Origin of the sequence: Massilia aurea (assembly GCF_024753205.1) — a bacterium.
In the GTDB taxonomy this organism is placed as follows: Bacteria; Pseudomonadota; Gammaproteobacteria; order Burkholderiales; family Burkholderiaceae_D; genus Telluria; species Telluria aurea.
This window is the reverse complement of the sequence record NZ_JANUGZ010000005.1, coordinates 142901-157442: the sequence shown is the minus strand read 5'-3', so window position 1 is coordinate 157442 and position 14542 is coordinate 142901. Positions and strand designations below refer to the sequence as shown.

Genomic DNA, 14542 nt, shown 5'->3' with positions numbered 1-14542 from the left:
TTTGATATGATTCTCCTATATTTTAAATATTTTATTTGAGCAGATGCTGATTTTTTCAGCAGAATTATCAGCGCTCCCGCAACAACTTGAACTGCCTCGCCTGCCGATGATACGTATCCACCGACTGCTTGACATACCGCGTGAGCGCATCGCCCGTCAGCGCAAACGGATACAACCCGGCCTGCGTGCGCATCTCCGCAAACGCAGGCGAACTTTCGACCCCATCGAATGCCTTGACCCAGCGGCGGTAATCCGCTTCGCGCACATCCGGCCCCATCCAGACGCCGCGAATCACCGGCCAGACCACGTCATACCCCTGCTCGCGCGCCGTGCGCACGCCGGCCAGTGCGCCCGGCAAACGCTGCTCGGACAGCACCGCCAGCACGCGCACATTGCCGGCTCTGGCCGCCAGCAGCGCTTCCGACGTATCGCCCGACACCGCCTGCACGTGCCCTGCCCCCATCGCGATGAATTGCTCGCCGCCGCCTTCAAGGGCGACAAAGCGCAGCTTGCGCGGGTCGACGCCGGCCATCCGGGCCAGCAGCGCCATCTTGATCCAGTCCTGGCTGCCGACGGTGCCGGACATGCCGATCAAGACCTGCTTCGGATTGCGCTTGATCGCGCCCAGCAGGTCGGACAGTGTCTTGTAGGGGGAATCGGCGCGCACGGCGACCATGCCGTAGTCGGCGCCGAAGGCCGCAACCCAGCGCACGTCGTCGACGTCGGCCTTGCCGAATTTGCCCAGCGCGAGATTCAGGACGGAGCCGCCCGAGAACGTGACGAGCGTATTGGCTTCGCTGCGGCGCTGCGAGACAACGGAGTGCCAGGCCACGGCGCCGACACCGCCCGGCAGGTAACTGAGCGTGAGTTCAGGCGCGCCCGGTTGGTCGTGCAGCGCTTTTTGCGCCAGCTTGCAGGTGAGGTCCATGCCGCCGCCGGGTTTCGACGGGATCAGGCATTCGGCGGCGCCGGCGTGCGGCAGGCCGCCGAGCGCCAGGACGGTCAACAGGAGGACGTGCGAAGGTTTCATGGCGCCCATGATACCGCCGCACGGTGAGACGTGGAATCAGAAGCGGTGCTGCATGCCCGCGGTGATGCCGCTCTGGGTCGACCCAAAGCCCGGATCGTCGCGCGACAGGCCGATCAGCTGGCCGTTGTCCGCCTTCGCGTGCGCCAGTGACAGGTACAGGTCCGTGCGCTTGGACAGCGCCAGCATGGCGCGCGCGACAAACATCGTCGGGTCGGCGTCCAGGTTTGCAGGCAGGTTCTTCGTGTTGATATGATAGACCGCGCCCGTCAGCGTGACCGCGTCGATCGTGCGCGTGATGCCGCCCCAGTAGGTGTCGCCACGCAGGTCGGCCAGATTGGTACGGCCCTGCGCCATCTTGTAGCCGCGCTTGCCGGCCGTATAGCGCCACGGGCCGCTGCGGTAATCCACCGCCACGTGGTACGCCGTCGTTTCGTCCAATCCATTCATGGCGGTGCCCTCGATCGGCGTGCCGTCGATCCGCTCCCACGACGCCATCATGCCCAGGCCGTCGCCGAACCATGAGCCGCCCAGCGCCAGCTTGCGGCCTTCGCGCGAGCTGCCCGACCGTTCGCCCAGCCCGACCGTGGCGCCGTAGGTGAAGCCGCCCGTGCGCCCCGTGTACTTGATCAGGTTATCGAACTGCGTCGTCATGCCGTAGCGCGATGGCCTGGTGGCGCTGCCGCCCGTCGCCCATGAATAGTTCGGCGCAAAGCCCAGCGGATCGAACTTGATCACCAGTTCATACACGGTGGTAAACGAGCGGCCGATGACGATCCGGCCCAGGTCGTTCTCCAGTCCCACGTAGGCCTGGCGCTTGAAGACCGCCCCGTCGCTGGCGCCGGTGTCCAGCAGGATGCCGCCTTCGAGATTGAAGACGGCTTTCAGGCCGCCACCCAGGTCTTCGCTGCCGCGAAAGCCCCAGCGCGACGTGTTCTTGCCACCCGAGATGACGCGCACTACGTTGCCGCCGTCTTCGCCTGCATGGTTGACGAATTCCGCGCCGGCGTCGATCAGGCCATAGACCTGGACGTTGCTCTGGGCGAGGACGGGTGCGGAAAGGGACAGCGCTGCCAGGACGGCAAGCGCGAGGGCCGATTGTTTCATGTGTCTCCGAACGTTGTTATGGGTATCTGCTGCAGCTGGGTCGCTGCTTGTGGGCCGACTATATGGGCGCGCGCCTTTCAGTTCGCTTTCAGTGGCGCTTTTCCCAAAAGCCGCTTTGCGTTTACACTGGCGCGATGAGAATCCTGCTCGTTGAAGACCATGTCGAACTGTCCCACTGGGTATCCAAGGCCCTGCGCGACGCCAAGCTGACCGTCGAATGCGCCGCCACCGGCGCCGACGCCGACGCCCTGCTGCACACTCAGGACTACGCCCTGGTGATCCTGGACCTGACGCTGCCCAAGATGGACGGCCTGGACGTGCTGCGCCGGCTGCGCGCGCGCGGCGGCGCGCGGGGCGGCACACCGGTGCTGATCCTGACTGCGCGCGGTGGCCTCGAAGACCGCGTGCAGGGCCTGAACCTGGGCGCCGACGATTACCTGCCCAAGCCGTTCGAGCTGGCCGAACTCGAAGCGCGCGTCAAAGCGCTGCTGCGCCGCCGCAGTGGCAACGAGGCGCTGGTGCACGAATGCGGCGGGCTGCGCTTCGACACCGTCTCGCGCATGTTTACCATTTGCGGCGAAGCGCTCGCACTCACGCCGCGCGAGCACGCCGTGCTCGAAGCGCTGATTGCGCGCCCGGGCCGCGCGCTGTCGAAAGAAAAGCTGTTCGACGAAGTGTTCGCGCTAGCCGACGACGTCAACCTCGACGCCATCGAGCTGTATATCCACCGCATCCGCAAGAAGCTCGACAAGTTTCCGGATGCCCGCGCGATGATCGTCACGCTGCGGGGCATCGGCTACCTGATGCAGCAGCGGCCCGATTGAGCCCCCGCACGCGATGACCCTGCGCGCATCCCTGCTCCAGATCACCGCCGGGCGGCCATTGGGCAGCCTGCGCGGGCAGCTGCTGCGCTGGCTGATCCTGCCGCTGGTGCTGCTCGTCGCGCTCAATGCGGTGTCGCTGTACCGCGATGCCTTGGAGGCGGCCGATGTCGCCTACGACCGCTCGCTGCTCTCGTCCACGCGCGCGCTGGCCGAGCGGGTTTCGGTCCAGGATGGCAAGGTCGTCGCCAACGTGCCCTACGTGGCGCTCGACAGTTTTGAGACCGACACGCTGGGCCGCATCTATTACAAGGTCACGGGCCTGCAGGGCGAAACCGTGTCGGGCTACGACGACCTGCCGCCCGTGCCAAAAAACGTGCCGCGTACCGACCTGTATCCGGCGCTGGTGCGGTTCTACCACGCCACCTACAACGGCGAGCGGGTGCGCATCGCGGCGCTGCTGCAGCCGGTGTACGACGATTCGATGCGCGGCATCGCCCTGATCCAGGTCGGTGAAACGCTCGACGCGCGCCAGGCGCTGTCGCGCGACATTCTATTCAGTACCCTGCTGCGCCAGGCCCTGCTCGTGCTGGCGGTGGCGGCGATGGTGTGGTTCGCCGTGCGCCTGGTGCTGCGGCCCCTGATGCTGCTGAAGAACGAGGTGGAAACGCGCGCGCTGTCCGACCTGTCGAACATCGACCCGGCGCTCGTGCACAAGGAAGTGCGGCCGCTGGTGGCGGCGATGAATGGCGCGATGGCGCGCACGCAGGACCTGATCGCCAGCCAGCGCCGCTTCATCGCCGACGCCTCGCACCAGTTGCGCACCCCGCTGGCGGTGCTCAAGACGCAGGCCGAACTGGCCCTGCGCGAAAACGATCCGGCCGCGATGCGCGCCATTGTCGGCTCGATCGCCGGCACCACCGATGGCGCGATCCACCTGGCCAATCGCCTGCTGACGCTCGCACGCATCGAGCATGGCAGCGGCAGCACGCCCGACGCACCGGTCTCGCTGGCAGAAGTGGCGCGCCAGGTCGGGCTGGAACTGGCGCTGCCGGCGGTACAAAAAGGGATCGACCTGGCGCTCGAAGCCGATGCCGACGACCTCACCACGGTGCCGGGCCAAGCGCTGCTGCTGCATGAAATGGTGTCGAACCTGGTCGACAATGCGATCCGCTATACGCCCGCTGGCGGCAGCGTGCTGCTGCAGGTCGGGCGCGAAGGCAACCAGGTGGCGCTCGCGGTCAGCGACAGCGGGCCCGGCATCGCAGCGGCCGACATGGACAAGGTGTTCATGCCGTTCTACCGCGCCCAGGCGACGCTCGAAGCCAATCCGGGCGGCACCGGACTGGGACTGGCCATCGTGCGCGATATCGCCAACCTGCACGGCGCCGGCATCACGCTGGGCCAATCCGGCGATGGCCATGGCCTGAGCGTGCGGGTGATATTCCCCGCGCCGGCAATCGTTGAAGCGTCAAGTGCACTGAAAGCCAATTGAAAGGCACGCACGCCTATAGTTGGTGCAAACAGCAGCACACCAACGACAACGATCGGAGACACCATGCACTTCCCTGCCCCCGCGCACGCCGCCCTGGCCGCGCTTTCCCGCCCTTGAACCGCGCCTGACAAACACGGCGCGCGATCGACCGTGCATCGGTCTGCATGAAGCAGCCCTGCACCACAGCCCCACGCGCCACCTGCACCAACACCCCGGGCCCCAGCGGCCCACACACCGCGTGCGGCAAGCGCACCGGCAAGGAGAATGATGATGATGTTGACCATCCTGGCGTATTCCATGGTCGTCGTGTTCATGTACCTGATCATGACCAAGCGCCTGCCGGCGCTCGTGGCCCTGATCGTGGTGCCTATCGGGTTCGGCGTGATCGGCGGCTTCGGCCCGCAACTTGGCCCGATGATGCTCGACGGGATCCGCAACCTGGCCCCGACCGGCGTCATGCTGATGTTCGCGATCCTGTACTTCGGCATCATGATCGATTCGGGCCTGTTCGACCCGGTCGTGCGCCTGATCCTGAAGATCGTCGGCGGTGACCCGTTCAAGATCGTCGTCGGCACTGCCGTGCTGGCGATGTTCATCTCGCTCGACGGCGATGGCGCCACGACCTACATGATCACCGTGGCCGCCATGCTGCCGCTGTATGTGCGCCTTGGCATGAGCCGCCTGGTGCTGGCCTGCGTCATCATGCTGGCGGGCGGCGTCTTCAACATCCTGCCATGGGGCGGCCCGACGGCGCGCGCTGCCACTGCCCTCGGCGTGGACGTCAGCGACATCTTCGTGCCGATGATCCTGCCGATGGCCGTTACCTCCCTCTGGGTCGTGTTCGTGGCCTGCGTGCTGGGCATGAAGGAGCGCAAGCGCCTGGGCATCATGACGCTACCGACGCAAGCTGAAAAAGCGGAAAAAGCTGCCCAGGCAGCGCAGAATGTCGCCGTGCTGCAGCCGGCCGTGGCCGCTGAAATGAACGGCACCACCGGCCACTGGAGCCCTGCCGCTGCTGCCTCGGCACGCGACGGCAATGTGCACCAGCTGGCGGGCGGTCGCGTCGAATCGACCGTAACATCACTGGGCGAGCCGGCGCTGGCCACCGGCGGTGGTAACGGCGGTGGCGATGACAGCGACGTCTCGAACGCCGCAATCAAGCGCCCACGACTGATCTGGATCAACTTCGCGATGACGACCCTGTTGATGGTATTCCTGATCAAGGGCGTGCTGCCACTGCCCGTGCTGTTCATGATCTTCTTCGCCGTCGCAATCATGATCAACTATCCTGGCCTCGAAGAGCAGAAGGAGCGCATTGCGCACCATGCAGCGAACGTGCTGCCGGTGGTGTCGCTGATCTTCGCCGCCGGTATCTTCGTCGGCATCCTGCAAGGCACCAAGATGGTCGATGCGATTGCGCTGTCCGTCATCGCCGGCGTGCCCGACTGGATGGGTCCATACCTGGCGGTCGTCACGGGCCTCTTGAGCATCCCGTTCACGTTCTTCATCTCGAACGACGCGTTCTACTTCGGCATCGTGCCGGTGCTGGCCAAGGCGGCCGAAGTGTACGGCATCACGGCGGCAGAAATCGGTCGCGCCTCGGTGATCGGCCAGCCGGTCCACCTGCTCAGCCCACTGGTCGCATCGACCTATCTGCTGGTCGGCATGTGCAAGGTGGAGTTTGGCGACCACCAGCGCTTCACGCTGATCTGGTCGATCTCGGCGGCACTGGTCATGCTGGTAGCAGCACTGGTGTTCGGCGTGGTCCCGCTGATGGGCAGCGCCGCGTAATACGGCGGGGCGGCGGGCGCGGCGACATATACTTGCCAGATGCCCGCGCCCCACGATCTTCCTGAATCTCCTGCCGCCGCCGCGCCTCTGGTCGTGACCGACGGCAAGCGCCGCACCCTCGCATTCACACCTGGCGATGTCCAAAGCGAGATGCTGCTGGCGCGGCCCGACGCCCTCGTTCTCGATTATACCCGCGCCATGATGTGCTTTGCGCTGTTCGCGCCGCGCCCGCGCCACATCGTGATGGTGGGCCTGGGCGGCGGCTCCCTCGCCAAGTTCTGCTACCGCCACTTTCCCCAGGCCCGCATCACGGTGCTCGAGATCCGCGCCGACGTGATCGCGCTGCGCGACCTGTTCTGCCTGCCGCCGGACGATGTGCGCCTGTGGGTGCTGCATTGCGACGCGGCCGATTATCTGGCGCGCATGCCCGGGGACGCCGATGTGTTGCTGGTCGATGGCTTCGACCGGGCCGGCTTGCCGCCGGCGCTGGCCAGCCGCGCGTTCTATGCGGCCGGCCGCCGCGCGCTGCGGCCTGGCGGCGTATTGGTGGCCAATATCTTCACCTACGATCCCGATTATGTGTCTTTCTTACAACGGCTGCGGGATGCCTTCGAGGGACGCGTAGTCTGGTTTCGGGACATCGCCGGCAACAACCGGATCCTGTTTGCCGTGCGCCCCGGCACAACGCCTTTACGCGGAGAACGCCTGCTGGGACGCCTCGCACGGCGCGGCCGGGACCGCAGCGGCATCGGCTTCGGCTGGGCCAACCGGCTGCTTGCGCGGGGTGTGGTGGCCTGGCTGGCGTGGCGCCGGGGCTAACACGGTTTTACCCACGACGGGCAGATTGTCCCTCACAATACGATAAGTTTGCGGCGCCAGCCTCTTGTATGACACACTGGCGCGCATTCATGCTCGTCGGCAAGAACCGTCTGCCGCGTGCGCTCCTGACTCATTTGTACGGATTGACCTGGACCTTTCGATAACATGCCGCGCCGACTGCCCCGTTCACTGACTCTCGCGGCAGCCCTCACGCTCGGGGGCGGCATGGCCGCCTCCTTCGGCCTGTTCATCGGTGTCAGCCACCTCGAATATGACAATATGGCGCTCGCCTTCGGCCAGCGCGCCGACCAGCGTGTGGCGGCGGTGCGCCAGGGCATGGGCCAGGCCTTCGAAGTGCTGGCCGTGACCAACCAGCTGTTTTCCAGGGGCGAGCCGGTGAGCCGCGAGCGGTTTGCCGACTTCACGTCGGCCCTGCTCGAGCGCCACCGCTTTATTCAGGCGTTCAATTTTCACCGCGTCGTGCCGGGCAATGAGCGCGCGTTAATCGAAGCCGAGCTGCAGCGCGTGCGTCCCGGCACCATCCTGACTGAGATGACGCCTGTCGGCCTGGTACCTGCACCGCTGCGCACCCGCTACCACGTCATCGAATATGTCGAACCGATGGCCGGCAACGAAGTGGCCCTGGGCCTGAACCTGTCCCACAACGCCGCCGTCATGGACGCGCTCGAGCTGGCGCGCAGCACGGGCCAGCCGGCCGCCAGCAGCCTGTTCGCGCTGGCCCAGGCGCCGAGAAGCCAGGCCAGCTTCGATCTGGTGCAGCCGGTATTCGACAAGCAAGGCGTCATGCGGGGGAACACGGCCGTCGTCCTGCGGGGCAAGGAACTGGTGCGCGAATCGCTTGCCGCCGCTGGCCTCCTCGATGGCAGCGACATCTTCGTGGCGGTGTATGCGAGCGACCATGCCGATCCTGCGGCCCTGCTGTTCTCGAACGGCCCCACCTCAAACGCCTCGCGCCATGAATTTGCCGGCTGGCTGCGCCCCGACCATGGCATGCAGAACACCATACTGCACGCGGGCGGCCGGTCCTGGCGCGTCGAGGTCGCTGCGGCGCCGCGGCCGTTTCTGGCCGACCATCTCGCCTCGCTGTCACTGCTGTTTGGGGGCATCCTCGTTACGCTGATGGGCACTGCCTTCGTGCAATCGGCCGGCGAACGGGCGCGCAAAGTGCAGCAACTGGTGCGCCAGCGCACGTCGGAGCTGCGCCGCAGCAACCGCCAGCTGATCGACGACATGATCGCGCGCGAGCGCGCCGAAAAAGCGCTGCTGCACAGCGAGCAGCGTTTCCGCCAGCTGGTGTCGATGTCGTCGGACTGGTACTGGGAACAGGACGCCGAACTGCGCTTCACGATGATCACGGGCGGCTTCACCGAAAAATCGGGCGTTGCCGTGCAGGGCCTGATCGGCAAGACGCGCTGGGAATACGTGCCGGGCCTGCTCGACAGCGAAAGCGGCCGCGCGCACCTGGCGAAAATGCAGGCGCGCGAGGCGTTCAACAACCTCGAGTACCAGATCGTCGATGACGATGGCAACGCGCGCTGGTTCTGCGTGAATGGCGAACCCGTGTTCGACGAGACGGGCGCACTCACCGGCTACCGCGGTACCGGCAGCGACATCACCGAGCGCAAGCTGACCGAGCAGCGCGTGCACCACGTGGCCCAGCACGACGTGCTCACCGGCCTGCCCAACCGCTCGCTGCTGCAGGACCGCCTGAGCCAGTCGATTGCGTTTGCCAGCCGCAGCGAGCGGCCGGTGTGGGTCATGCTGATCGACCTGGACCGCTTCAAGTTCGTCAATGACAGCATGGGCCACAAGGCCGGCGACGTGCTGCTGGTGACCGTGGCGGCGCGCCTGCGCGCGGCGCTGCGCGATGCCGATACCGTGGCGCGCCTGTCGGGCGACGAGTTCGTCGTGATCCTCAACGAGCATGCCGACGAGCCGCTCTCGCCTGCCGTCGTGCAGCGGATCATGGATGCCGTCGCCCAGCCGGTCATGCTCGGCAACAAGGAATTCTTCGTGACCTGCTCGGTCGGCGTGGCCGTGTTCCCGACCGAAGGCACGCTGAGCGAAAACCTGATCGAGCACGCCGATATCGCGATGTACCGGGCCAAGAAGCTGGGGCGCAACAACTTCCAGTTCTTCACGCCGAGCATGAACGACGAGGCGATGGAACGGGTGCGCATCGAAGGCGCGCTGCGCAATGCACTTGAACGCGACGAATTCGTGCTGCATTACCAGCCGCAGGTGGACATGAAGACGGGCCAGATCGTCGGCATGGAAGCGCTGATCCGCTGGAACCATCCCGAACTGGGCATGGTGCCGCCGGGGCGCTTTGTCGGCGTGGCCGAAGAAACCGGCCTGATCGTCCCGATCGGCGCTTGGGTCATGCGCACTGCCTGCGCCCAGAACAAGGCCTGGCAGGTTGCCGGCTACCCGCGCCTTCGGGTAGCCGTGAACCTGTCGGCGCGCCAGTTCGGCGCGGCCAACCTGATGGCCAGCCTGGAAGCGACGCTGCAAGAGACCGGGCTCGATGCGGCCTGCCTGGAGATCGAGCTGACCGAAAGCCTGTTCATGAGCGACGTCACGCCGGCGGTGGAATTGCTGCACCGGATGAAGGCGCTCGGGGTCAATCTGTCCATTGACGACTTCGGCACCGGCTATTCGAGCTTCTCGTACCTGTCGCGCTTCCCGATCGACGTGCTCAAGATCGACCGCTCGTTCGTGGCCGACATCACGCACGACGCCAACGACGCAGCCATCGTCACGTCCATCATCGCGCTGGCCCACAACCTGAAGCTGGCCGTGATCGCCGAAGGCGTCGAGACGCTCGCACAGCTCGATTACCTGCGCAGTCACGGCTGCGATGAAATGCAGGGCTATTACTTCAGCAAGCCGGTGCCGGCCGACCAGTTCGAGGCATTGCTGGCCGAAGGCCGCTGCTTGCCGGCGCCAACGCCATCACCAGCGCCTGAGACCCTACCCGCCTAGCGTACGATCAGTTGCATGCCCGCCACGCGTGGCGGGACGAAGCCGTGTCATTACATAGCCGGCAGAACATTTGTATAGCTAAATAAACATTATTGGTCGTACAATCATCGGGCCAATGGCACAACCCCGAGACCTGGACCCCACAATGAACATGAATGACATGCCCGACCTGGCCATGACACCCAATACGACCACAACGCGCCACCAGCGCGTCGATGGCCGCACGTCCGATCTGGTCAACCAGGCGATCGCCTCGATTCCGACCCTTGGCCTGCAGCGCGCAGCAGAATTTCTCGCGACGATGAACGTGCCGGCCGAAGTTGCGGTGCGGGCGCTGGTGTATCCAGCCCGCCGCCGCGCGCACTAACCACGCGCAATGCTGCAGGCCAGCTGTAACTGAGGACTCAGAAAACAGCTGACAGGTAATACAGTGGCCGTCCGCAAGGGACGGCCGGCGCGGTCAGCGGCGCTCTTCGTTCAGGGCGATATCGGCCAGCGATTCACGGCCCTTGTCGCTCAGGCCATGGCCACCGCCTTCGAGCGGCACGATATGCGATTTGCGGTTCAGGAAACGCAGTACGTCTTCGTCGAGCACCACCTGCGGATCGGCCGCCAGTGCGCGCAGACCCGTCACGCAGCGGCGCAGGAACAGCACTTCTTCACCCTTGTCGGTCAGCGTCAGCCGCTTGTCGCGACCATAGGACATCAGCTTGATGCCACACAGGCGCTTCGAATTGCGCCCGACACAGGCGCTGGCCATCTCTTGTTTACCGCCGCGCCGCACCATCTCGAGTGCGTCGTATTCGTCCGTCGTGAGCTTTTCGTTTTTCATTACCGCGTTTCGTTGACCAAAGGGCGCATGGTACGCGTCGCAGCGCGCCGGGGCAACCTTCAGCGCAGCGAACGCAGGATCAGCCAACCCAGTCCGGCGCTGGCCAGTACGCCCAGCACGAGCGCAAGCTGCACGCTACGCGAGCCCAGCACCGAGCTGCGCCCCAGATAAATCTTGTTGTACAACGTCGAGCCCATGATCTCCTCCTGTTTTTCATGTTATCGACATTATAGAAAGCCCATTGTTGCCGTTCTGTGACAGGAAGCACACGTACCCTGTACACGGACGAAAAAGCAACAGTTTTCACCATGGCCTGCCGCGCGACATGGCCGCCCCGGGGCTGTTAGGATCGTACAACATTGATAACGCTATTGGAGCCCAGCATGACTGACACACCCAACAACGTCGACCCGAAAAACAAGGATCGCGCCATTTTTGATGAAGCCGACATCGGCAGCGGCGAACGCTCGCCTGGTCAGCACGACACCGAGCAAATGATTCGCGAGATTCCGGGACTGCCGCCGGCAGGCAGCGATGACAAGCAAGAAGACAAGGAAGGTCAGCGCCAGGGACCTGGCGCTTGATCAAGTAATATTAGTTTAGTGAGCCCGGATCGGTGGTTCGGGCATGCTCGGCTCTTCGACCGGGGCATTGACGGGATCGGGCACATCGTCCGGCACCGGTGGTTGCGGCGGCGGCGCCAGTGGGTCGTTCGGCGCATCCGGATCGGGTGTCGTGTGCGCATGCAGAATGACCGGTTCGCGCGAGGCGTTGTTGGCATGGAATTGAATCATGGTCGCCTTTCGGTAAGTGATGGAGTCATGGGCAGACTAGCATGGCCGTCACCCCGGGGCCGTACGATTGCCCGGCAACCGTCGGCCGTCATTGCCGCATGCTGCTGCGGCGTGGCGACTCGGCTATAGTGATGTTTTCACCACCTTCACCGCCCCGCCATGCGCTTTTCCAGCCTGCTGTTTGCCCTCGCGCTTGGCGCCGCCTCGAGCGTCCACGCCGCCCCGATGAAACTCGACGACTATCTGGCCCTGCGCGGCCCTGCCCCGACCACCAAACTCGCCTATGGCCCCGCGCCGTCCCAGTACGCGGAACTGTTCGTGCCGCCCGGCGCCGGCCCGTTCCCCGTGGCGGTGCTCGTGCACGGTGGCTGCTGGAACAGCAAGTTCGGCGGCATTACCCAGTTTCGCAATATGGCCGGCGCGCTGGCCGCACGCGGCATTGCGGTCTGGAACGTCGAATACCGGCGCATCGATGAACCGGGCGGCGGCTATCCCGGCATGTACCTCGACATGCACGCCGCGCTCGACCTGCTGGCAACGCATGCACCTGCGCACAAGCTCGATCTGAAACGCATCGTCGCTGTCGGCCATTCTGCCGGCGGCCAGCTGGTGCAATGGATCGCGGGCCGCGCGCGCATCCCGGCCGGCAGCCCGCTGCACCATGCCAATCCACTCAAGATCGACCGCATCGTGAGCCTGGGCGGCCTGGCCGACCTGCGCCACGAAGCGGCGCTGATCAAATCGAGTTGCGACCGCGATCTCGCGCAGCTGGCCGGCACCCCGAGCGCTGCGCGGCCCGATGTGCTGGTCGATACCAATGCCGCCGACCTGATGCCCAATGGCAGCCGCACCTGGCTCGTGACAGGGGCGCTCGACACGATCTCGCCGCCGCGCGTGGCGCACGACTACGCGGCGCGCGCAGCCAAGCTGGGGGATGTGGCAGACGTCGTGATCCTGCCTGAGGCCAGCCATTACGATGAGGTGGCAACGAGTTCGCCGGCGTGGCCGACGGTGCTGAAAGTGATCGAGGGGGCGCTGGGCTTGAGTACAGAAACGCCGTAGGACAGGCGGTGCGCGTCGCCGGGAGGCGACGCGGTGATGCAGGGTCAAACTGAGTTTATTGCGTATGGCTTACTGCTGGTTTGCTGCTGGCTTACTGCTGGCGCGACTTTTCTTCTTTCTTGACCTTCTTGGCTTCCTTCTTTTCCTTCATGGTCTTGGCCGGTTCCTTCTTGGTCGTCTTCTTTGCATCCTGACTTTTGCTCATGGTGGTGCTCCATTCATGGTGATTACTGCGGATGTCATCAGAACGTGCCGGACAGCGCGTCGGGCATCATGCGGATAGTACCACCATGCTAATCGCGCCCGGTAGCGACGCGCCGCGCCAGCGGGACGTCCAGCACCAGATCGTCGCGCGCCAGCGCCACGCAGGGCAGGATGTCGCCATCCCGCCGCTCATCGACCGACAGGCCCGGCCACTCGACCGTGTACACCACCTTGCCGGCACGCAGGCGGCACAGGCAGGTCCGGCAGGTTCCGTTGCGGCATGAGCTGGGCAACTCGATGCCGGCAGCCTCGAGTGCGTGAAGCACGGTCGTGGCCGTGCCAACAACGACGCTGGCGCCGAGCGGCATGACAGTAACGGTAAAAACAGGCTGATCCATCGTGCAATTGTAGCCTCAATGAAACAGTTGACCTGTTGTGAGTACGCTGACGCACAGACCCGGACGATGCATTTCACTACTCTACAGTTTTCCAGAAGCAAACCCGGAGACCGCATGAACAAGATAACCGCCCTGACCCTGATCGCCGCCCTTGGAGGCACGCTGACCCACGCCATCGCGCAACAGCCTGCCCCGCTGCCGCCAGCCGCCCAACCGGCGACGACAGCCCAGAACACGACGATGTCGACGGCGGTAACCGCTGCGCCCGGCGCCGTGCAGGATCCGGCCATCGCCGAACAGGCAGAATTTGAAAAACTGCTGCGCGCCCAGGTGCTGCTCGAACGCATTTACCTATCCCCGGGTGAACTCGACGGTGCCTACGGCTCGAACATGCGCCAGGCCCTGAACACGTTCCAGGCCGTGCGCAAGCTGCCGGTCACCGGCAAGCTCGATGACGCGACCTGGAATGCCCTCGCCACCGACACCACGCCCACGCTGGCCGAATACGCGCTGATTCCCGAAGACGTCGAAGGCCCGTTCCAGCCAGTGCCCGACACGATGATGGAAAAGTCCAAGCTGGCCCAGCTGGGCTACGCCAATGTGCTCGAAGGCCTGGGCGAGAAATTCCACGCCAGCCCGGAACTGCTGCAGCGCCTCAATCCTGGCAAGACCTTTGCCCGCGCGGGCGAACGCATCATGGTGCCGAACGTGAGCGGCAAGGAGCCACTGGCCCAGGCGACCAAGGTCGTCGTGCGCGATGGCGCCAAGACGCTGCAACTGTTTGACGCATCGGGCCGCCTGCTGGCCCAGTATCCGGCCTCGACCGGCAGCAGCCGCGATCCGCTGCCGATCGGCACCTGGAAAATCGAGGGTGTGCACGCCAATCCGGTCTACAACTACAACCCGAAACTGTTCTGGGACGCCAAGCCGGGCGACAAGGCAACCCCTGTCAAGCCAGGCCCGAACAACCCGGTCGGCGTGATGTGGATCGACCTGTCCAAGCCGCACTACGGCATCCACGGCACGCCAGTGCCGGGCCACGTGGGCAAGACCGAATCGCACGGCTGCATCCGCCTGACCAACTGGAGCGCCGCTGAAGTGGGCGCCGCCGTGTCGGCTGGCACCGAAGTGATCCTGCAAAAGTAACGAGCGCCCCAGGCACACACGCGGCGCCCGTGGCGCCGCA

15 protein-coding genes are annotated in these 14542 nt (G+C 65.1%); 9 read left to right on the top strand and 6 right to left on the bottom strand.

Annotated elements, in window-relative coordinates:
• Window positions 1–67: 67 nt before the first annotated feature.
• Both NX775_RS19930 and NX775_RS19925 read right to left on the bottom strand, forming a co-directional pair.
• On the bottom strand, window positions 68–1030 hold the full coding sequence (locus tag NX775_RS19930) for a tripartite tricarboxylate transporter substrate binding protein (protein ID WP_258837544.1): 963 nt from the start codon (window positions 1028–1030) through the stop codon (window positions 68–70).
• 36 nt (window positions 1031–1066) lie between these two features.
• Window positions 1067–2134 (bottom strand): porin, encoded by a 1068-nt coding sequence (locus tag NX775_RS19925; protein WP_258837543.1) that lies wholly within the window; start codon window positions 2132–2134, stop codon window positions 1067–1069.
• Window positions 2135–2268: 134 nt separating this feature from the next.
• Between NX775_RS19925 and NX775_RS19920 the strand changes: the two genes are divergently transcribed.
• From NX775_RS19920 to NX775_RS19895, 6 genes are all read left to right on the top strand, one after another.
• On the top strand, window positions 2269–2958 hold the full coding sequence (locus NX775_RS19920; protein ID WP_258837542.1) for a response regulator: 690 nt from the start codon (window positions 2269–2271) through the stop codon (window positions 2956–2958).
• Window positions 2959–2971: 13 nt separating this feature from the next.
• Window positions 2972–4450 carry a sensor histidine kinase gene (locus NX775_RS19915; protein WP_258837541.1) on the top strand — a complete coding sequence of 493 codons (1479 nt, stop codon included), beginning with the start codon at window positions 2972–2974 and terminating at the stop codon, window positions 4448–4450.
• A 273-nt stretch (window positions 4451–4723) separates the two neighbouring features.
• Entirely contained in the window at window positions 4724–6241 is a 1518-nt protein-coding gene (locus NX775_RS19910; protein WP_258837857.1) for a CitMHS family transporter, read from the top strand.
• A 39-nt stretch (window positions 6242–6280) separates the two neighbouring features.
• A complete protein-coding gene (locus NX775_RS19905) occupies window positions 6281–7060 on the top strand; it encodes a fused MFS/spermidine synthase (RefSeq protein WP_258837540.1) in 780 nt (259 codons plus the stop codon).
• Between the two features lie 165 nt (window positions 7061–7225).
• Window positions 7226–10066: a bifunctional diguanylate cyclase/phosphodiesterase gene (locus tag NX775_RS19900; RefSeq protein WP_258837539.1), complete on the top strand. Its 2841-nt coding sequence runs from the start codon at window positions 7226–7228 to the stop codon at window positions 10064–10066.
• 145 nt (window positions 10067–10211) lie between these two features.
• Window positions 10212–10433 (top strand): hypothetical protein, encoded by a 222-nt coding sequence (locus NX775_RS19895; RefSeq protein WP_258837538.1) that lies wholly within the window; start codon window positions 10212–10214, stop codon window positions 10431–10433.
• Window positions 10434–10526: 93 nt separating this feature from the next.
• On the opposite strand, the gene NX775_RS19890 is transcribed toward NX775_RS19895, so the two are convergent.
• Window positions 10527–10898, bottom strand: a complete 372-nt coding sequence (locus tag NX775_RS19890; RefSeq protein ID WP_258837537.1) for a hypothetical protein — start codon at window positions 10896–10898, stop codon at window positions 10527–10529.
• Window positions 10899–10957: 59 nt separating this feature from the next.
• Window positions 10958–11095 carry a hypothetical protein gene (locus NX775_RS19885; RefSeq protein ID WP_183550962.1) on the bottom strand — a complete coding sequence of 46 codons (138 nt, stop codon included), beginning with the start codon at window positions 11093–11095 and terminating at the stop codon, window positions 10958–10960.
• Between the two features lie 186 nt (window positions 11096–11281).
• On the opposite strand from NX775_RS19885, the gene NX775_RS19880 reads away from it, so the two are divergent.
• Window positions 11282–11482 carry a hypothetical protein gene (locus NX775_RS19880; protein WP_258837536.1) on the top strand — a complete coding sequence of 67 codons (201 nt, stop codon included), beginning with the start codon at window positions 11282–11284 and terminating at the stop codon, window positions 11480–11482.
• A gap of 15 nt (window positions 11483–11497) precedes the next feature.
• Here NX775_RS19880 and NX775_RS19875 read toward each other — a convergent pair whose 3' ends face one another.
• Window positions 11498–11692, bottom strand: coding sequence for a hypothetical protein (locus tag NX775_RS19875; RefSeq protein ID WP_258837535.1), 195 nt, complete (start codon window positions 11690–11692; stop codon window positions 11498–11500).
• 159 nt (window positions 11693–11851) lie between these two features.
• Between NX775_RS19875 and NX775_RS19870 the strand changes: the two genes are divergently transcribed.
• The gene (locus tag NX775_RS19870; RefSeq protein ID WP_258837534.1) at window positions 11852–12754 is read left to right on the top strand and encodes an alpha/beta hydrolase; all 903 of its coding nucleotides are present in this window, start codon (window positions 11852–11854) and stop codon (window positions 12752–12754) included.
• 293 nt (window positions 12755–13047) lie between these two features.
• On the opposite strand, the gene NX775_RS19865 is transcribed toward NX775_RS19870, so the two are convergent.
• On the bottom strand, window positions 13048–13356 hold the full coding sequence (locus NX775_RS19865; protein WP_370660603.1) for a 2Fe-2S iron-sulfur cluster-binding protein: 309 nt from the start codon (window positions 13354–13356) through the stop codon (window positions 13048–13050).
• A gap of 114 nt (window positions 13357–13470) precedes the next feature.
• Between NX775_RS19865 and NX775_RS19860 the strand changes: the two genes are divergently transcribed.
• The gene (locus NX775_RS19860; RefSeq protein ID WP_258837533.1) at window positions 13471–14502 is read left to right on the top strand and encodes a L,D-transpeptidase family protein; all 1032 of its coding nucleotides are present in this window, start codon (window positions 13471–13473) and stop codon (window positions 14500–14502) included.
• Window positions 14503–14542: the final 40 nt, after the last annotated feature.